Annotated in this window: 16 protein-coding genes; 11 read left to right on the top strand and 5 right to left on the bottom strand. The window is 31.4% G+C overall.

Annotated features, from left to right (window positions below):
• Nucleotides 1-247 precede the first annotated feature (247 nt).
• Nucleotides 248-769: an outer membrane beta-barrel protein gene (locus V9L04_RS07870; RefSeq protein WP_338793546.1), complete on the bottom strand. Its 522-nt coding sequence runs from the start codon at nt 767-769 to the stop codon at nt 248-250.
• A 498-nt stretch (nt 770-1,267) separates the two neighbouring features.
• On the opposite strand from V9L04_RS07870, the gene carB reads away from it, so the two are divergent.
• Entirely contained in the window at nt 1,268-4,081 is a 2,814-nt protein-coding gene (gene carB, locus V9L04_RS07865; protein WP_338793545.1) for a carbamoyl-phosphate synthase large subunit, read from the top strand.
• An 89-nt stretch (nt 4,082-4,170) separates the two neighbouring features.
• Here the strand turns inward: carB and V9L04_RS07860 are convergent, their stop codons facing one another.
• Genes V9L04_RS07860 through V9L04_RS07850 form a run of 3 tightly spaced genes read right to left on the bottom strand, consistent with a single transcriptional unit; the run spans nt 4,171 to nt 6,414 of the window.
• Entirely contained in the window at nt 4,171-5,487 is a 1,317-nt protein-coding gene (locus V9L04_RS07860) for a serine hydrolase domain-containing protein (protein ID WP_338793544.1), read from the bottom strand.
• Nucleotides 5,488-5,489: 2 nt separating this feature from the next.
• Entirely contained in the window at nt 5,490-6,083 is a 594-nt protein-coding gene (locus V9L04_RS07855; protein WP_338793543.1) for a hypothetical protein, read from the bottom strand.
• Nucleotides 6,073-6,414 carry a PadR family transcriptional regulator gene (locus V9L04_RS07850; protein ID WP_338793542.1) on the bottom strand — a complete coding sequence of 114 codons (342 nt, stop codon included), beginning with the start codon at nt 6,412-6,414 and terminating at the stop codon, nt 6,073-6,075. Before V9L04_RS07850 ends, V9L04_RS07855 begins: the two co-directional genes overlap by 11 nt.
• Nucleotides 6,415-6,930: 516 nt before the next feature.
• Between V9L04_RS07850 and V9L04_RS07845 the strand changes: the two genes are divergently transcribed.
• From V9L04_RS07845 to V9L04_RS07815, 7 genes are all read left to right on the top strand, one after another.
• Nucleotides 6,931-7,260 carry a hypothetical protein gene (locus tag V9L04_RS07845; protein ID WP_338793541.1) on the top strand — a complete coding sequence of 110 codons (330 nt, stop codon included), beginning with the start codon at nt 6,931-6,933 and terminating at the stop codon, nt 7,258-7,260.
• 75 nt (nt 7,261-7,335) lie between these two features.
• Entirely contained in the window at nt 7,336-7,584 is a 249-nt protein-coding gene (locus V9L04_RS07840; RefSeq protein WP_338793540.1) for a hypothetical protein, read from the top strand.
• 106 nt (nt 7,585-7,690) lie between these two features.
• On the top strand, nt 7,691-7,966 hold the full coding sequence (locus V9L04_RS07835) for a PIN domain-containing protein (protein WP_338793539.1): 276 nt from the start codon (nt 7,691-7,693) through the stop codon (nt 7,964-7,966).
• 615 nt (nt 7,967-8,581) lie between these two features.
• The gene (locus tag V9L04_RS07830) at nt 8,582-9,247 is read left to right on the top strand and encodes a redoxin domain-containing protein (RefSeq protein ID WP_338793538.1); all 666 of its coding nucleotides are present in this window, start codon (nt 8,582-8,584) and stop codon (nt 9,245-9,247) included.
• Between the two features lie 65 nt (nt 9,248-9,312).
• Nucleotides 9,313-13,179, top strand: coding sequence for a PAS domain-containing protein (locus tag V9L04_RS07825; protein WP_338793537.1), 3,867 nt, complete (start codon nt 9,313-9,315; stop codon nt 13,177-13,179).
• Nucleotides 13,180-13,234: 55 nt separating this feature from the next.
• Complete coding sequence (locus V9L04_RS07820; protein WP_338793536.1) at nt 13,235-13,636, top strand: response regulator; 402 nt, start codon at nt 13,235-13,237, stop codon at nt 13,634-13,636.
• Nucleotides 13,637-13,824: 188 nt separating this feature from the next.
• A complete protein-coding gene (locus V9L04_RS07815; protein WP_338793535.1) occupies nt 13,825-15,597 on the top strand; it encodes an ATP-binding protein in 1,773 nt (590 codons plus the stop codon).
• A 199-nt stretch (nt 15,598-15,796) separates the two neighbouring features.
• Here V9L04_RS07815 and V9L04_RS07810 read toward each other — a convergent pair whose 3' ends face one another.
• On the bottom strand, nt 15,797-16,774 hold the full coding sequence (locus tag V9L04_RS07810) for a MoxR family ATPase (RefSeq protein ID WP_338793534.1): 978 nt from the start codon (nt 16,772-16,774) through the stop codon (nt 15,797-15,799).
• A 343-nt stretch (nt 16,775-17,117) separates the two neighbouring features.
• Here V9L04_RS07810 and mazG point away from each other — a divergent pair, with 343 nt between their 5' ends.
• The 3 genes from mazG (at nt 17,118) to V9L04_RS07795 (ending at nt 20,791) form a co-directional block, all read left to right on the top strand.
• Nucleotides 17,118-18,011, top strand: coding sequence for a nucleoside triphosphate pyrophosphohydrolase (mazG, locus tag V9L04_RS07805; protein ID WP_338793533.1), 894 nt, complete (start codon nt 17,118-17,120; stop codon nt 18,009-18,011).
• A gap of 85 nt (nt 18,012-18,096) precedes the next feature.
• Nucleotides 18,097-19,125, top strand: a complete 1,029-nt coding sequence (gene lpxD / locus V9L04_RS07800) for a UDP-3-O-(3-hydroxymyristoyl)glucosamine N-acyltransferase (protein ID WP_338793532.1) — start codon at nt 18,097-18,099, stop codon at nt 19,123-19,125.
• Nucleotides 19,126-19,399: 274 nt separating this feature from the next.
• The gene (locus V9L04_RS07795) at nt 19,400-20,791 is read left to right on the top strand and encodes a bifunctional UDP-3-O-[3-hydroxymyristoyl] N-acetylglucosamine deacetylase/3-hydroxyacyl-ACP dehydratase (RefSeq protein WP_338793531.1); all 1,392 of its coding nucleotides are present in this window, start codon (nt 19,400-19,402) and stop codon (nt 20,789-20,791) included.
• Nucleotides 20,792-20,866 lie beyond the last annotated feature (75 nt).

The raw sequence follows: 20,866 nt of genomic DNA, 5'->3' as shown, positions 1-20,866 counted from the left end.
TTTGTTTTCAGCAAAAAATAATCTTTGTTTAAATACTCAGAGTAATGATTAATGGATTATTTGAATTGTAAAGTCTTTTACCATCACACACTATATTTACTGAGATTGATGATTACTTCTGTGTTTGATTCTAGGATATTTCCTTTTTTGTAATTCATAGAATAAGCTCACATAAAAAACCATTCTAATAATTTATTAGAATGGTTTTTTATGTGAGCAATTATGCTCAAACTTGATTCAAAGAAGTTTAGAACTTTACATTTAAACCAAGTTGAAGAACAGATATGCCATAACCCAACTCTGCAAAAGCTCCTAAGTTCTCTGTAAATCTGTATCTACCACCCAAAAATACAGAGAAAGCAGCAGCACTAGCCGCAGTTCCTTGAAAATAATCATCTCCACTAAAAGAAATAATATTATATCCTAACAAAGCACCACCATAAGTATCAATCTTTTCATGGCCTAAATCAAAATGATATGCACCTCTAACTCCTATAATAGTGTAAGTATATCTCCAATCATCAAAAGTATCAAACTTAGTAGAAGCATAAGCAGCATAACCACCTACACTAATATTATCTGTAACACCATAGTCTACACTAAGACCAATAGGTGGGATACTTTGAGATAACCCAGAACCATAAAAAGTAGATAAAAAACCTACTCCAAGATTTGCATCAATTTGACCTTGTTCATATTGAGCTTGAGCAGTGGATAAAGTAAAGGAGAAAGAGAAGCATACGATTAAAAATACAATTAATTTTTTCATTAAAAAATGTGATAGTTTATTTGTAAGAATTATATAACAAAGTATAGTCGTAAAGTGACTACATCTTACCTTACAACTTTAAATTGAAGAATAGGTCATTTTAGTATAAAAAAAATTTACAGGAGTTATTTAACTATAAGCTTTGTTTATTGGTTGAAATCAATTAATAAAACATAAAAAAGGTTGTATTTTCCATGAATTAAAGTTTGTAAATTCATTCTACTGAAAAATTCAATTTTCGTTTTTGTTCTATAGTCAGTATGAATATTTTTTTTCAAAAAACTTCACTAACAAATCAAATAATAGAGAAAGCTTTCTCCTAATAAAGATTTTTATACGATAAAGTGAATCTGAGAACTGGGGAGTAATTAGAAATATATTTCCTTTGTACTTACAACAATTTCCTCAAAAAGAAATTTTTCAAAAACCATAAAGTTGTTACCTTTGTAGAATTTATAGATACAACCATCATAAAAAGGAAACCAAAAAACTGTTCTCATGCCTAGAAACAAATCTATTCGTCATATTCTCATTATTGGAAGTGGTCCTATTGTCATTGGACAAGCCTGTGAGTTTGATTATGCAGGTTCGCAAGCTGCTCGTTCGCTTCGTGAAGAAGGAATAAAGGTCTCGCTCATCAATTCCAATCCTGCAACGATAATGACCGACCCTATCAATGCAGACCACGTTTATCTGTTGCCACTCACACCAGATTCTATTGAAACCATTTTACGAGAACAAGAAATTGATGCCGTTTTACCTACCATGGGAGGTCAGACGGCATTAAATTTATCCATAAAATGTAACGATATTGGACTTTGGGAAAAATACAATGTCAAAGTAATTGGAGTAGATTTTGAAGCCATCGATACAACAGAAGACAGAGATAAATTCAAACTCTGTATGGAAAATATGGGAGTTGGAGTAGCTGTCGGACAAACAGCAAAATCATTTTTACAAGGAAAAAAAATTGCTCAACAAATAGGTTTTCCTTTGGTAATTCGTCCATCTTTTACACTTGGAGGAACAGGAGGAAGTGTTGTTTATGACAAAGAAGAATTTGATAGCTCACTTTCAAGAGGTTTGCATACTTCGCCTATTCACGAAGTTTTGATAGAACAATGTGTAGTAGGTTGGAAAGAATTTGAGTTAGAGCTTTTGAGAGATTCGGCAGGAAATGTAATCATTATCTGTTCGATTGAGAATTTTGACCCAATGGGTGTTCATACTGGAGATTCAATTACAGTTGCACCAGCAATGACATTGCCTGACACTGTTTATCAAGAAATGCGTAGCCTTGCTATAAAAATGATGAACGGAATCGGAAATTTTGCAGGTGGTTGTAATGTTCAGTTTGCTGTCAATCCTGACAACGATGATATAATTGCTATCGAAATTAACCCTCGTGTTTCTCGTTCGTCTGCCCTTGCTTCAAAGGCAACAGGTTATCCAATCGCTAAAATTGCTGCAAAATTAGCTATCGGTTATAATCTTGATGAGCTAGATAATGCCATTACAGGAACAACTTCTGCATTTTTTGAACCTTCTATTGATTATGTAATTGTAAAAGTTCCTCGTTGGAATTTTGATAAATTTGAAGGTTCGGATTCTCGTTTGGGCTTCCAAATGAAATCGGTAGGAGAAGCAATGGGAATTGGTCGCAATTTCCAAGAGGCACTACAAAAAGCCTGTCAGTCTTTAGAAATTCGCAGAAATGGATTAGGTGCAGACGGAAAAGAAGTTACAAATCAAGAAGAAATTCATCAAAAACTAAAAGTGCCTTCTTGGGATAGATTATTCAGAATTTATGATGCTTTCAAATTAGGAATACCAATGAAACGTATTTTTGATTTGACAAGGATTGATAAATGGTTCTTACACCAAATCGAACAAATTGTAGAATTAGAAAACGAAATTCAAAAATATAAATTAGATACACTTCCTTACGATTTACTTCTAAAAGCAAAGAAAAAAGGATTGGCAGACCGTCAAATTGCACATTTGATGAACTGCTTAGAAAGTGATATTCATAAAAAAAGAACAGATTTAGGAATAAATCGTGTTTGGAAAATGGTGGATACTTGTTCAGCCGAATTTGAAGCACAAACGCCTTATTACTATTCTACTTTCGAAACCGAAAATGAATCCATCCGAAGTGATAAGAAAAAAGTTGTCGTTTTGGGTTCAGGCCCTAATCGTATCGGACAAGGAATTGAGTTTGATTATTCGTGTGTTCATGGTGTTTTGGCTGCAAAAGAAGCAGGTTACGAAACCATTATGATAAATTGTAATCCTGAAACCGTTTCTACAGATTTTGATATTGCTGATAAACTCTATTTTGAACCTGTTTTTTGGGAACACATTTATGATATAATTCTGAATGAAAAACCAGAAGGTGTTATCGTCCAATTAGGAGGGCAAACGGCTCTAAAACTTGCTGAAAAATTAGAGCGTTATGGAATTCCAATTTTGGGAACGAGTTATGAAGCCTTAGATTTGGCAGAAGATAGAGGGCGTTTTTCTGATTTATTGAAAGAAAATGATATTCCTTATCCAAAATACCACGCTATCAAAACGGCAGAAGAAGCCATCGAAAAAGCTGCTGAAATGGAATTTCCTTTGCTTGTTCGTCCGTCTTATGTTTTGGGTGGACAACGTATGAAAATCGTTATTAATGAGCAAGAATTAGAAGAACACATCATCAATATTTTTAAAGACTTGGGACAACAAACCATTTTGATAGATGAATTTTTAGATGGTGCAATCGAAGCCGAAGCCGATGCAATTTGTGATACCGAAGATGTTTATATTGTTGGTGTAATGGAACATATTGAGCCTGCTGGGATTCACTCTGGCGATTCGTATGCCGTTTTGCCTCCTTTTGATTTGGATGAGAATATCATGAAACAGATTCATGACCACACCAAAAAAATTGCGTTGGCTCTCAAAACAAAAGGTGTCATTAATATTCAATTCGCTATTAAAGATGGAATTGTTTATATCATTGAAGCCAATCCAAGAGCATCCCGAACAGTTCCTTTTATCTGTAAAGCCTACCAAGAACCGTATATCAAATATGCCACTTGGGTAATGCTAGACCACAAAAAGGTAAAAGATTTTAATTTTGAGCCACAACAAAACGGTTATGCTATCAAAATTCCTGTTTTCTCCTTTGATAAATTCCCTAATGTAAACAAAGAATTAGGACCTGAAATGAAATCTACTGGAGAAGCCATTTATTTTATTCATCACTTAAAAGACCCTTTCTTTAAAGAGATTTATAATGAACGTAATTTGTATTTGAGTAGGTAATTCTTGTATTTTTTGGCAATTTAAAATCCTTTAAAGACATTAATTTGTTTTTAAAGGATTTTGAAATTATAAGCCAAAACTATACTTTATTATTTTTTCAGTTCAAAAACTTGTCCTCCTTGTTTTAAAATAAGTTTATTTTCATAAGGTTTAAATTCTATTTGTAGTCCTGCTTGAGCGAATTCAAAAATGTTTTTTTCGATGGCAGTCAAAGTAAAAGAAGGTTGACCTTCTCCTTTTGCCTTTAATTCATTTTCCTCTAAATAGATTTTAATTTTTATAGGAAAAACCTCTGCACCATATGTTCCTTGATATAATTCTAAAAGATTCTTTTCAGGTATGTATTCTTTAAACTCAGGCAGGTTAAATTTTTTGTCATAGATAATACTCAATAAACCCACTGCAAAATTATTTGTTGGATAATTTTCACCATTTATGATATAACTTATAGCTAGTTTATTTTTTGAATTGTAAGACATTACTGAGTGCGTTCCAAAGGTATCTCCTCCATGACCATAAGCAATATGTTCATAAAAAGGAACTTTCATAACTCCCATTCCAAACCAATCCTTATCAACAGGTAGCATGTTTTTTAGTGTAGATAATTTGATTAATTTTTCTGAAAATAATGCTTGTACAAATACATTCAAATCATGTGTGTTAGAGATAATACCTCCCACTCCAGAAACATTTGGAAAATAAAAATCTGCTATTTCTTGCCATTCTCCATTTTTCTTTTGGTAAGATCTCGCAGAATTTAGATAATTATTTTCTTCATCAATACTAATTGTATTTTTGAGATGTAATGGCTTAATAATATTCTTAGCTATTATTTCTTTATACTTTTTTTGGTATTTCTGTTCTAAAATTCGTGCTAAAAGATAATATGCTCCATTCGAATAACTAACTGTATCGCCAGCAGCAAAAGCAGAACCTTGACGAATAATCTCGGTCATTATATCTTCATGTTTTACAGGTTCGAAAAGCCAAGTGTATAAAGTATCTTGTTTTACTACATAATCCTGTAGCCCACTTGTATGGTTAAGCATTTGCTTGATGCTTATCTCTTTTGCATTTGGAATTTGAGGAAAATAATTGCTCAATTTTTCATTTAAGTCAATTTTCTTCTTTTCAGACAGTTGAGCAAAAAGTACAGCCGTAAACATCTTTGTTATTGACCCAATTGTATATTTTGTCGTATCTGTATTATTTTTATCTCCAAATGTTTTGTTGATAATCTCTTTTCCATCTTCAAAAATAGATACATTTCCCATCAATTGTTTGTTGGTTTCAAAATGGTTGATATACTCTACAATTTGTTTCTGTTTATCAGAGGTAATAATGTTGTTTTGTGCAAATAAACTTGTGCTTACTAGTAAAAGCACCAATGTGATTAAGGTTTTCATGGTTATGATTTTTTTGTGGTTACTGATTTTTTAAATTTTAATAAAAGGGTTATTATAAAGTAGAAGATGACTGTCAAAAGTATCATTATTGGTATAAACCAATACCCCAAAACTTCTTGATAATCTGCTGTCTCCTTGACAAATCCTACAACTTGAAACTTATCATCTTTAAAATACAATCCTACATTGTTGCTAAACAGTTTTGCAAAAATTAGAAATACAAAAGTGCCTAATGACAAATAGAGCAAAAAGAAAATAATGTAACTTATACCGTTAGTAAAATTGAATACTAATGCTTTTAGTATATGCAATGGATTAAAGGATCTTGTCGCTTTTTCCATTAATTTGTCTGCTATCAAAGGCTTCAAAACCTCTTCTGGCGAACCCAATTTATCTAGGGCATTTAATAATTTGCTTAATTCAGAGTCAGAATCATTATTTTGAATATGTTCATAAATATGACTATTAAACTCCATCAATACATCTTGCTGGTCTGATTCAAGAATAGGCTTTAATGTATTTTGCAAACTTTTAATGTAGTTGTCATAGATTCGTTGAGCATTTTTGTCTTCAAATTCTATTTTCTTAAATTTCATGGCTAGTTATTTTAGTGATTGATTCTTGTAGCTCGTTCCAATAGTTACGCATTTCCTTTAAAGTAACTTTACCTTCTAGGGTAATTAGATAATACTTGCGAGGAATGCCCGATTCTTGTTCCACCCATTTTGAAGTGGTTAAGCCTTCTTTACTTAATCGATTCATCAAAGGATATAAAGTCCCTTCTGCTATTTCAATGGCAGTAGATTGCTTTATAATTTCGATTAATTCGTAGCCATACAATTCTTTTTTACTGATGGCATTTAAGACAATAAAGGAAAGTGTTCCCTTTTTGACTTGTGATTTCCATTTGTCTAAAAATTCATTCAAAATACATCGTTTTAGTTAGTACCTAGTATTACGATGTAAATATAGAAAAAGATACATAGTATTGCAAGGTAATTAAGATTTTTTTTATTTATATCCATAACAATTTGATTATCAACACTTTATAATTTTAAAAAATATTGCTAATTATAACGTCATATTAAGATTATAAAAACTAAAGGTAGTATATTTGGATTTTAGAAAATCCCACTCTTTTAATTCATTTTAATTGAGATAAATTTTTAACTCCTTGTCAAAAATAGGATTAACTTTTTTGTATAGTTAAAACTGCTAGTCTTGTAAACATTTTTCTACAATAAATAACTGAGCTTAATTATTTACACCTAAAATATATCTTGTATTTTGTTTAATTCTGTACCTTTAGGTCTGACTTAGAGAAAATAAGTCTTTTAAGAGCTTTAAACGCTGATTTTAAACTGGTTAGACCTTCAGTACAGACCAATTTAAAATAGAAAATAGATATAATTAATTTTGATTAGCTACTTAAATCCTATTACTTTGATTCATTATTACATTCCCAACAAACAAAGTTATTATTTTAGATTTCCTATTGCTGTCTTGAAGGAGTACAATGGAATTGATAATTTAGATATTACTATTGATGATAATTTGGTCTATTTCATAACCAAACCTATATTAGAAGAGCAAATTGAATTTAATGTCAATCTTATTTGGGAGCAGAAAGACTACCTTGATATACATCTTGAAATTAATGAAGAGAAATTTAATCCAAAAATCGTATTGAATAGTCTAAAAGAAAATCAAATGATAAACGGGTTAGAATCACTTAAAGAAGAATATGGAAAATTGAACAAAATCCTTTGCTAGAAAATGATTAATGATTGGATAACCACAACTCAAAATTCTCTTCTCTCGTTATTCTAAACAAAAAGTAAAAACTATATGGAAGCATTAGAATTCAAAGGAAAAATAGAAAAGGGAATTATTCGTTTGCCGTCAGAATATAAAGATTATGACCAAGAGCAAGTACAGGTAATTGTGCTTATAAAAAAGTCTGTAGAAAACGAAAATTCAATAAATAAGAAAGAAAAATTACGTTTAGCCTTTCAGAAAATGACTGATATTAATATGTTTTCAAAAATAGACAATCCAGTTACTTGGCAAAAAAAATTACGTAATGAGTGGGAATAAAGTAGTACTAGACACAAATGTTATCATATTTGCATCTAAGCAAACTATTGATTTTTAAAAATTATTAGAAAACTATGATGAGTTTTATGTTTCCATAATTACTTATATGGAGATTTATGGCTATGAATTTGAAAGTCAAGAGGAAAAACAGTTGATAGATTCTTTTTTTGAAGGATTAGAAATTGTGGAGGTAAATAGAGAAATAGCAGAACAAGTAATTATCTATCGCAAGAATAAAAATAAGAAAATCAAATTACCTGATGCTATTATTTTAGCTACTGCAAAATACCTAAATACAGAGTTGATAACAGATGATTGGGATGATTTTCAAAATATAAATAATTCAATTACTGTTTCTAACATAGATAATTTTAAAAAGTAGAGTCTTTATTTTTGTTTTTTCTAAAAAAAACAGAACTTCATATCCAATTTAGGGCATATTCATAAAATCTTTGTCAGTAGTTTTTTGGTAATCCAAAATAACTCTGACAATAGTTTCGTACAAATGTATCTTTTTCAACTATTGACAGCCTTCTGAAAGGACTGTCAAAGTTTAAAAAAGCAAGTAGTTTTTTTGTATAAATTAAAATTTTCCCTATTCAACAGAAGCATCAATTACCTCGTCATTCTAAACAAAAAGTAAAAACTATATAGAAGTGTTAGAATTCAAAGAAGAAAAATAAATAGTTACTTTTGGTAATTACAAGAAGACTAGGAATAACAAATTAGTAGTAGGAATAAAAATAGGATAATAACAAGAATATATATATTAACAAGTTTTGCAATAAAATATCTTATCGAATAAAACATCTAAAAAACTTGTTTTTTTCTAAAAAATGGTTAATTTGGTTACATAATTGAACTGTTTTCTTATCAAACAATTAGGTAGCTAAATGATTTATATACAAGTATTTATTCCCTTATATTAAATAATTGTATCTCATGGATTAGTGTTATCTACTTCCTATTTATTCCCCATTGTTAAGTGTTAAGAAATATGCAAAAAATAAAAAACACCAAATGGTTTCAACGTTTGGCATTGGCAACCTGTCTTGGTCTTATAGGTGCTGTTTTTGCTTCTTTTTGGTGGCAAGAATGGCAGTATTTACTCCCTACTCCTATTCCTGAAGGTTATCAAGATGTTTTTGTAGGCAAACAAATTCCTCAAAAAGTTTTACTTCAATTTTCTGAATTTCAAAAAAATAACAAACAAGAGACTACACAGAAACCTATCTTTCTGCACTTTTTTAGTCCTTTTTGTCCTTGTTCGAAGTTTAATATTGCTCATATTAACTATCTTGTTGAAAGATATGGAGAACAAGTACACTTTTATGCTATTATTTTTAATGATTCAGAATACGATATGGAATTTATTGATTTTTCAGAAAAATATAATATTTCTATTCCTACTATTTTAGATAAAAAAAATATGATTGCTTCTTCTTGTGGAGTTTATGCAACCCCTCAAGCTGCCATTATTACATCAGAAGGCAAATTATTCTATAAAGGAAATTATAATGTTAGTAGATATTGTAATAATAGAGATACAAATTTTGCTGAACAAGCTCTAGGTGCATTATTGGAAGGAAAAAATCCTCCTGACTTTGGAGAACTAGCTACTAAAGCATATGGCTGTGAGCTTCCAGAAGACTATTTTAAGTAAAACAATTTTAAGTAAAACAATACTAAATAAAATTAAAAAAATTAAGAGAATTCATTTTTTAATCTATGAAACCATTGACAAATCCTCGTGATAAAAAACCAACCATCTATACCTTAGAGTTGGAAACCTACTTATCCAATGTACAAAATAAGGCTGATAAAATATCAGATAGATTTGTGGTAATGTTTTTTATTTTAGGTTTATGTCTTGCTCCTGTGTATGGTACATGGACATTCACAATTGCTAACAGCATTATTATAGCAGGACTTTATGCGATAGCTCGTTTTGTTTTAAATAATAAATTTCATGCTCGCATGATTATTAGTGTAGTCTATGCAGTTTTTATGCTGCAATTTATTGGACAGATGCACGGAATGGCAGAAGCTCATTTTTTCTTTTTCATTAATATTGCCCTTCTGATTATTTATCAAGATTGGCGTATTATGATTCCTTACACCTTTCTTGCTATTGGTCATCATAGCATACTGGCTATTCTTCAAGCTAATGCGACTGATTTGAGATTCTTAGATGGAATAAATCTAGGTAATTATTTTATTGGTTTTTCAGGGCGTACAATTGAAGGCGAAACTGTACCTTATATTACTACTTTTCAATTGTTCTTTCATTTTGGACTCGCTTCCATGATGGGATTTGTTTGTGGTTGGTGGGCTGTTATTTTTAGAGAAAACAGCATTAAACTGATGGAAAAACAGTTTGAGACACAAGCACAAAATGAAGAATTACGCTCATCAGAGGAAGAATTACGTCAAAACTCAGAAGAACTACAGAGTACAAATGACCAAATGTTTGTTATTCAAAGAGAAATAGAAGAAAAACAAAAACTATTGAATAGAGCTGAAAAGTTAGTAGGATTAGCAAGCTACGAAATTGATTTGGTTACTCAAAAACTCACTCATTCTGATAATTTGCCTTTTATCTATGGAGAAAGTCAATTAAACGATGTGCAAAAAGTTATCGAAATTGCTCATCCAGAAGATGCTGATACAGTGGTTAATACATTAAAACAAGCTGTCAAAGGTGAAATAGAAAATTATGATATTTGCTATCGTTCGAAAGGAACAAATTTTAAAGAATATAAATATTATAGAGCCGTTGGAGAACTTATATATGACCAAATAGGTAACCCTGAAAAACTTCTAGGTACTGTGCAAGATATTACAGAAACAAAGCAAAGAGAAGAAGATAATCAGCTTTTAAGAACATTAATTAATAATACGTCTGATGCTGTACAAGTGGCTTCTACTGAGGGAAATTTTATTTATATGAATGATGTAGGAAGGAGTAGACTTGGATTATTAGGTAAAGACATTACAAATTATACGACAGCCGATATTGAGTCGGTCTTTAAAGAAAAAGGAGCTTGGCAAAAACATGTAGAAGAAGTGAAAACTGTCGATACATTTATTTTGCAAAGCACAAATTTGGATAAGAAGACAAACAGAGAGTTTCCTGTTGAGGTCTCTATAAAATATACAGAAATCAATAATAAAGGATTTATGGTAGCTGTATCTAGAGATATAACTGAACAGCAAAAAAGAGAACAAGAAATAAAAGAACAAAATAATAAATTACAAGCCTCTGAAGAAGAATTAAGACAAAATTATGAAGAGCTTCAAACCACACAAGAAGAATTGCATTTTCAAACGCAACGTTTAGAACAGATTTTTGATGGTGTTCCTGCTATGATTTATCAATTTAAACTAGAAAAAAATGGGCATATGTCTTTTCCTGTTGTGAGCAAAGGTTCAGAGTTAGTGTATGGATTATCTCCTCAAGTAATTATGAATGATGCAACTTCTGTTATTTCATCTATTCATGAGGACGATAGATTACTTTTTCAACATAGTTTGGGAGAGTCTGCACAAAACATGACCGATTGGAAAGCTGATTTGCGTGCTGTAATCAATGGTAAACAATATTGGATAAGAGGAAATTCAAAGCCTAAAAAGCAAGAAGACGGAAGTATTATTTGGAGTGGAATTGTGCAAGAAATAACTCAATACAAAGAATTAGAACAGGAAATTCAAGCTAAAAATCAAGAACTACAAGCATCAGAAGAGGAGTTGCAGCAAAATTATGAAGAACTTCAAACTACACAAGAACTTATAAATAATGCTTTCTCAGAACTTGATGCTCAGTTTATAGCTATAAGCACAACACTTGGCTATGTAGAAATGAATACAGACCGAAAAATAGAACGAGTAAATCAATTATTTGCTGATTGGTTGGGGTATTCTGTTGAAGAATTACAAGGACACAGACATGCTGAGCTTATTCCAGATACATCAGAAGACAAAGAAAAATATGAAAAACTTTGGCAAACCCTTGAAAAAGGAGAAACTTTTACAGATGTTTTTAAACGAAAAAATAAAGAAGGAAAAGAAGTTTGGCTCTATGGTGCATATTGCCCAGTCAAAAATAAAGAAGGTCAGGTAGTAAAAATTATTAAAGTAGCTTCAAACTATAATGACCAAAAAGACTTTGAAGATAAAATTAAAGCGACTAACAATAGACTACAAAATCTTATCGAAAATGTAGGTGATTTAGTATTTTTATTAGATAGTGATTTAGTATTTAAGCAATACTATGCTTCATCTGATAAAGATTTAGCCTTAGAGCCTGAAAATTTCCTAAACAAGAAAATTACAGAAGTTGGCTTTCCTGAAAAACCGTTACATCATATTATCACAGCTTTACAGAAAGCTCTTAAAAATAAGGAAAAAGCAACTGCTGAGTACAAACTTGAATTATTTCATGGTGATGAGTGGTTTAGTTTGATAGCTTCTCCTATTTTAAACCAACAAGAAGAAGTAGAAGATATTTTGTGTGTAACTCGTAATATCACTTATATTAAAAAAACTGAAATAGCTGTACAAGAACAAAATCAACTTCTTTCGCAGCAGAAAGAAAATATAGAAAGTGCTTTTAACGAACTTCAAACTACTCAAAGCCAACTTATTCAATCTGAAAAAATGGCAAGTTTGGGACAGCTTGTTGCTAATATTGCCCACGAAATTAATACACCTCTAGGTGCAATTCGTTCTTCGGCTATTAGTATTGAAGATATTCTACAAGAAACATTGCCTACTCTACCAAAATTTTTGAAAACGTTAGATGATGCTACTCTTCATAATTTTAATGAGTTTGTAAGGCTATCTTCTCAAAAATCTGATATACTTTCTAGTAGAGAAAAACGAACAATAAAATATAATTTGGTAGAAGAATTTGAAGAATTTCAACTAGATGATGTAAATGAATTTGCTGACAGAATTGTCGACATGAATATGTATGAAGAAAAAGCATTATTTATTCCTTTTCTAAAAAACGAAAATGCAAAAGAAATTTTCCAAATAGCTTATCAGCTTTCTACCATTGTGAGAAGTAATAGAACTGTCAAAACAGCAACAGACAGAGCTGCAAAAATTGTTTTTGCTCTCAAAAATTTTGCTCGTCAAGACCAAACAGGACAAAAATCAGTAGTTAATATTAATGAAAGTCTTGAAACAACACTTACTCTCTATCACAATCAAATCAAACATGGTATTGATGTTACTCGTGATTTAGGGGAAATTCCTGAATTTATGGGTTATCCTGATGAACTTGTACAGGTTTGGACAAATATTATTCATAATGCACTACAAGCTATGAAAAATAATGGTAGGTTATTTATTCAGTCAAGCCTAGAGAAAGATAATGTTTTAGTAACTATCCAAGATAACGGTGGAGGTATTCCTAAAGCAGTTCAAGACCGTGTCTTTGATGCTTTCTTTACTACCAAACAAGCAGGACAAGGCAGTGGTCTAGGGCTAGATATTACTAAAAAAATTGTAGAAAAACACAATGGAAAAATTTGGTTCGAAACCTTAGAAGGAATCGGAACAACATTTTTCATCCAACTTCCTCTTAGTTAAATATAATAAAAATCAGGAAATAATTATTCACTTACCTTATTTAAAAATTTAAATTATGGCAGCTAAAAAAAACAAAGCAATTCTCTGTGTAGATGATGATCCAATGATATTGATGAGTCTCAAATTGCAGCTTACTCAAAGTTTTGATGGTCAGTTTATCATAGAAACAGCAGAAAGTGGAGAAGAAGCTTTAGAGCTTATAGACTTTTTGGGAGGAAGAGATATTGATACACTTCTAATTATTAGCGACTGGCTGATGCCAAAAATGAAAGGTGATGAGCTTTTAGTAAAAATAAAAGATCGTTTTCCGAAAGTAGGACAAATTATGCTTTCAGGACAAGCTCAAAATGAAGCCGTACAAAATGCGTTTAAAAACTCCAATCTAAAATATTTTATTTCTAAGCCATGGAACAAACAAGATTTGGTTGATAAAGTGAATGAAATACTAAAAAGTTAACTAATTTGTAGTACTTAATTTCTGACAATCAATTCCTCTTTTTGATTGTCAGAAATTAATTCTTAGAAAAACTCTTTTTTAATGGAACTGACAAAAAAAATAGATTTTAAACAAATAATCTAGTTTGAAAGTAAAGTAGGAGTAAGGACTACTTTTTTTGTAGAAATTCCTATTACTACAAGTACAACATGAATAAACTAAAAACAGTATTGCGTCTTATTGTTTATGGAGATGATAATAGACAATATCCAGATACTTATTTTGAAGAACAAAGTTACCAATGTGCAAGGCTGTTGCCACTTGTTAGTTTAGTTTTTAGTTTTATTTGGATAGGTTATATTCCTTTAGATGCAGAATTGTATCCAAATGTAAATGGAATTTTTTACCTCCGAATAGGCTTATCTGTAGTTAGCTTTATTGCTTTTGGATTGTATTGGATTCCGTTTTTTAGAAAAAAAGCTATTTATTTGATGAGTGTATTAGGAGCATATGCTCTTATCAGTACAGCTATTATTACAGGTCTTACAAGAGGCAATCCTTCTTATATGGGAGGTTATTGTATGGTTTTGGTGGCTTCTTTGTTTGTTCCTCTTCGCATATATGTGTATTATCTTGCTCTGACCTTATCTGTAATTTGCTTCTTTATCACTTTATTGTTGTTAGAGGTTAATATTATGCAGGATATTTCAAAATATAGCCTCAACGACTTAGTAAGTGCTATCATCTTAGCTTTTGTATTTGCTTTTTTAGTAGATAGAGACCGACATTCATATTACAAAAAATCTAAAGACAGAGAGCAACAACGCAAAAAAATACAAATACAAACATTGACTATTCAAGAAAGTAACAAAGTATTACAATTATCTGAAGAAGAATTAAAGCGAAATTTAGAAGAACTAAAAGCTACTCAAGAACAACTAAAAAAACAAAAAACAGAAGTAGAAAACGCATATAAAGAACTTCAATTTACTCAAGAACAACTTATCCAGTCCGAAAAACTTGCCAGCTTAGGACAGCTCATTGCAAATATTGCACACGAGATAAACACACCCTTAGGAGCAATTCGTTCTTCGGCTGATAGCATTGAAAATATTCTATTAGAAACTCTTCCCAATCTATCTAATTTTCTCAAAAAATTAGATGATAATACAGTAGCTGTATTTAATGAGTTTGTCGAAAAATCTTCCCAAAAGACGGATTTACTTTCTACACGAGAACAGCGAATTGTAAAATATGAATTGATAGATGAATTAGAAAATCTAGGTTTTGAGAATGTAGAAGAATATGCTGATTTGATTGCTGATTTGAACATGCACGAAGAGAAAAAGTTAATTAAAATATTACTTCAAACTCAAAATAAAGAAGAAGTTTTCGAAACTGCATATCAACTTTCTACAGTTATCAGAAGCAACCAAACCATAAAGGAAGCCACTAAACGAGCTGCAAAAACAGTGTTTGCTCTCAAAAATTTTGCACGACAAGATCATTCAGAAGAAAAATCAAATGTTGATATCAATCAAAGTTTAGAAACGACACTAATATTATATCATAATCAAATTAAACAGGGAATTGATATAAATCGAATCTTAGATTATGTACCTATTTTTTTAGGATACCCAGATGAACTTTTGCAAGTATGGACAAATCTTATTCATAATGCTATTCAAGCTATGAAAGGCAAAGGAGAATTGATTGTTTCTACCAAAACTATCGAAAAACAAGGCAAGAAAATGGTTTTGGTTTCTATTCAAGATACAGGAAGTGGAATTCCAATAAAAATTCAAGATAGAGTATTTGATGCTTTCTTTACTACCAAACCGATAGGAGAAGGAAGTGGCTTGGGTTTAGATATTACACGAAAAATAATAGATAAACATGATGGAAAAATTTGGTTTGAAACAGAAGAAGGAATTGGAACTACTTTTTTTATTGAAATTCCTCTACTTTTAGAAAGTGTTTAAGATTCGAAAAGTAGTAAGTTGGATAGGTTTAATGGTATCGCTGTGGTTATACTGCAAAAAACAATAAAGGCTGTATTATTTCCATTGACTTATAGACACAACCTTGTTAATATAAATACAAAAGTCCTTATTTCTAAAAAATGAAATAAGGACTTTCATGCTTTTTAAAAGCTCACACAAAAGCATAATTTGCAATAAATTACACTTTATTAATAGCTACTTTCTGCAAGATTCCATCAATGATATTTCTTGTAGTTATTCCTTCTGCTTCGGCTTCAAAGTTTAGAATAATACGGTGTCCGAAAATATCATAAATTACTTCTTTGATGTCTTCTGGAATTACATAATCTCTTCCTTCCATAAATGCCATTGCTTTTGCAGCACGATTAAGAGCAATACCTGCACGAGGTGAAACACCAAACTGAACATATTTTGCTTCTTCTTTCAAGCCATAATCTTTAGGAAAACGACTAGCAAAGATAAGTTCGACTACATATTCTTCAAGCTGCTCGTTCATTTTTACTTGATTGATAGCTTCACGAATAGCAAAAACTTCATCACTAGACAGAACTGGATTTACTTCTTCTTTATAATTCGTATTTGCCATACGACGCATAATTTCTAATTCCGATTTTTTATCAGGATAAGTAATAAAAACCTTCATCATAAAACGATCGACTTGTGCTTCTGGAAGAGGATATGTTCCTTCTTGGTCGACTGGATTCTGTGTTGCCAATACCAAAAATGGTTTATCCAACTTAAAAGTAGTTTCTCCAATCGTAACTTGCCTTTCTTGCATCGCCTCCAAAAGTGCAGCCTGTACTTTGGCAGGAGAACGGTTGATTTCATCAGCAAGAATGATATTTGAAAAAATAGGTCCTTTTTTTACCTCAAATTCTCCTCTTGTTTGATTATAAATCATTGTTCCGATAAGGTCAGCAGGCAAAAGGTCTGGCGTAAACTGAATACGTTGGAAGCCTAAATCCAATACTTTTGCTAGTGTATTGACAGTCAAAGTTTTGGCAAGACCTGGTACACCTTCTAAAAGTACGTGTCCTTGTGTAAAAAGTCCAATCAAAAGACGATTGACCATATAACGCTGTCCCACGACAACTTTTCCCATTTCTGTATAAACCTGTTCTATTTTAGCTCTAAGCTCTTGATTATCAGCAGTCATATTAATGATAAATTACGTTTTTTGAGGGTTTGATAAATCAAACTTCTACATGAATGATTTTGGTATAAAAACTTTCTAATTAAAATTTGAATACAACATAAGACAAAGATTTGTTTAAAAATTGTATTTTGCAAATTGTAGCCATTTCTTTTAGTTTCTTTCTAAGAATTATTCTGAAAGATAAGTAATAATTAGCTATCTTTTGTCAATCCAGTTTTTTTTAAGAAATTTGTACAAATCAATTACGAATTACAAATTAAAAATTACGAATTAAATAACTTGAAAGAAAATACATGTTTCTTTTTTGATGATTAGTAATTTTAGTTACTTTTGAATATATCTCTTGCAAAAAACTAAATCAGAATCTCTTCTTGCTCGGGTAAAAGAAACCCAAACTGAACCTACAAAGGCTTTTCAAAGATTGCTTTTTGTGATGGAAGACCTTAGAGAAAACTGTCCTTGGGACAAAAAACAGACACTAGAATCGCTTCAATACCTTACAATTGAAGAAGTCTATGAGCTTTCTGATGCCATTTTATCACAAAAAGATAAGAAAGACAAAACAGAAATCAAAAAAGAACTAGGCGATTTGATGCTACATTTGGTTTTTTATTCCAAAATTGCTTCTGAAACTAATGATTTTGATATTACAGATGTTTTAAATTCTGTTTGTGAAAAACTTATTCATCGCCATCCTCACATTTATAGCAATATTATTGCAGAAACAGAGGAAGAAGTAAAACTAAATTGGGAAAGAATCAAATTACAAGAAAAAAGTAGTTTAGATAATTCTGACTCTGTATCAAATTCTGAACAAAAAAATAAAAGTCTTTTTGAAGGTGTTCCTAAATCTATGCCTGCGCTTGTAAAAGCAATCCGAATTCAAGAAAAAGCTCGTGGAGTGGGTTTTGATTGGGATAAAGCAGTTGATGTTTGGGAGAAAGTCAAGGAAGAAGAAAGTGAATTATTCGAACATATTGATACTTCTGATGAAACTATTCATAAAGTAACCAATCAAGAAGAAGCCGAACAAGAATTTGGCGATTTGCTCTTTTCAATGATTAACTATGCTCGTTTTTTGGGTATAAATCCTGAAAATGCACTTGAAAAAACAAACAGAAAATTTATAGGTCGTTTTGAGTTTTTGGAAACAGAAGCACATAAAGACGGAAAAAAATTAGAAGAAATGACCTTAGCTGAAATGGAAAATTACTGGCAAAAGGCAAAGAAAATATAACCAATAAATACATAACAATTCAAAACCCTAAGGGTCTTGAAGACCCTTAGGGTTTAATAGAAAGTAGGGAAATAATACATAACAAATGGAACTAACTACACAGGCTATTGCCAATTTGGTAGGTGGAAAAGTGGAAGGAGATGAGAAGGCAAAAATTAATACAGTTGCCAAAATACAAGAAGGTACAGCAGGTGCGATTGCTTTTTTGGCAAATCCAAAATACGAAAACTTCATTTATGAAACCAAAGCAACGGCTGTTTTGGTAAGTGAAAATTTTGAAGCAAAAGAACCTATTTCTACTACACTTATTCGTGTTCCTGATGCTTATACAGCATTTGGAAAACTCCTTACAGCTTATCAACAAATGACATTGATGAAAAAAGTAGGAATCGAAAAGCCTTCTTTTCAGTCTAGCACAAGTGATTTGGGCGAAGATGTTTATTTGGGGGCATTTAGTTATGTAGGTGAGAATACCAAAATAGGAAATAATGTAAAGATTTATCCTAACTCTTATATTGGAGATAATTGTAAAATAGATGATGATACTGTTATTTATGCAGGCGTAAAAATCTATTCAAACACTAAAATTGGTAAAAATTGCATTATTCATTCGGGCGCAGTCATCGGAAGTGATGGTTTTGGTTTTGCGCCTCAAAAAGATGGTTCGTACCAAGCTATTCCTCAAATTGGAAATGTAGTTTTGGAAGATAATGTCAGTATTGGTGCAAATGCTGCCATTGATTGTGCTACAATGGGTTCTACTTTGATAAAACAAGGTGTCAAGATTGACAATTTGGTTCAGATTGCTCATAATGTTCAAATAGGAAAAAATACCGTTATTGCTGCACAAACTGGCGTTTCTGGTTCATCTGAAATTGGAGAAAGCTGTATTTTGGCTGGACAAGTTGGAGTAGTCGGGCATATCAAAATTGCTGATAAAGTAACCATTGCTGCACAAAGTGGCGTTTCGAAAACCTATACCAAAAAAGGAGGAAACCTTTTAGGTTCTCCTGCCAACGAACACGGACAACAAATAAAAAACTTTGTCGTCATTAAAAACTTAGCTTCTTTGAAGAAAAAAGTAGATGAGTTGGATAGGAAAGTGAATGGTTAGTGATAAGTGATAGGTTGTAAATTGTAAGTGATACAGGAATTACTGAAACTTCTATGAAAAGAAAAATGCTATTTACTAGAAAAAGAATTATATTCATTTATACTCTATCATTTACAATTAACCATTATCAATAATCCATTATTCAAAAGAAGTTTTTACCTTTGTAAAACTAATAAACTAAGCCTATTTCGTTATTTCTCTTAATCTGTATTAGAAATTGATAATAAGGTCATAACTGGCTCAATAACTTGCTTTTAAATCTGTCTTTATATATATGAAAACCAATCAACACACTATACAAAAATCCGTTACCGTTTCAGGAATCGGTCTGCATACAGGCGTAAAATCTACCATGACTTTTTTACCTGCCAAACCAAATCATGGAATAAAATTTTGTAGAATAGACATAGAAGGAAGACCTGTCGTAGATGCAGACGTAGATTTTGTAGTTGATGTGTCAAGAGGAACAACTATCGAAAAAGGAGAAGCACGAGTAAACACTGTGGAACATACATTGGCTGCTCTTGTTGGTTTGGAAATCGATAATGTAATGATTGAATTGGATGGTCCTGAACCTCCAATTATGGATGGAAGCTCTATCGATTTTATTAATCATTTGAAAGAAGCAGGACTAGAAGAACAAAATGTACCTCGTAACTTCTTCGAAATTGATACAAGCATTCATTATTCTGATGCTGATAAAAATATAGAAATTGCAGCTCTTCCATTAGATAATTATCGCCTTACTGTAATGGTAGATTATAATTCGCCTGTTTTGGGAAGTCAGTATGCAGCTTTAAATGATATTTCAGAGTTTGAAAAGGAAATTGCAAGTTGTCGTACTTTTTGTTTCTTACACGAATTAGAAACGCTTTATAACAATAATCTTATACAAGGAGGCAATTTTGATAATGCCATCGTAATTGTAGATAGAGTTTTGTCAGATGAAGAAATGGCTCGTCTTGCAAAAATGTTCAATAAAGACAAAATAGAAGTTAAGAAAGAAGGAACATTGAATAATGTAGAACTTCGTTATAAAAACGAACCTGCAAGACACAAACTATTAGATTTAGTTGGCGATTTGGCTTTAGTTGGTCGTCCATTGAAAGCTCAAATTTTGGCTGCTCGCCCAGGGCATGCTGCAAATGTTGCTTTTGCTAAAAAAATAAAGAAAAGAATTCAGAAAGCATCAGGCGTTCAAATTCCAAAATACGATCCAAAAACACCTCCAGTTTTAGATGTAAATCAAATATCTAAAATTCTTCCTCATCGTTATCCATTTATGCTTGTCGATAAAATCATCTATTTAGATGAAACTTCGGTTATTGGAGTAAAAAATGTAACAATGAATGAACCATTTTTTCAAGGACACTTTCCAGAAAATCCAGTAATGCCTGGGGTTTTGCAAATAGAAGCCATGGCACAAACGGGAGGTATTTTGGTCTTAAATACAGTCGAAGATCCAAATAACTATTGGTCTTATTTTATCGGAATTGATAATTGTCGTTTCCGTCAGAAAGTTTTACCTGGGGACACAATTATTTTCAAATGTGAACTTGTTGCGCCTATTCGCAGAGGAATTGCCAAAATGAAAGGACAAGCCTACGTAGCAGGAAAATTAGTTTGTGAAGCTACACTTACAGCTGGTATTGTAAAGAAAGACTAAGATTAAAGGTTATCAAGGTTATTTTTTGTATAACAGTCTGCCAGACTGTTGAATTTGATAAAATACTGTTTCTGA

The organism is Bernardetia sp. MNP-M8 (assembly GCF_037126285.1).
GTDB lineage: Bacteria > Bacteroidota > Bacteroidia > Cytophagales > Bernardetiaceae > Bernardetia.
Note: the sequence above shows the minus strand (reverse complement) of the source record. Positions and strands in the feature narration are given on the sequence as shown.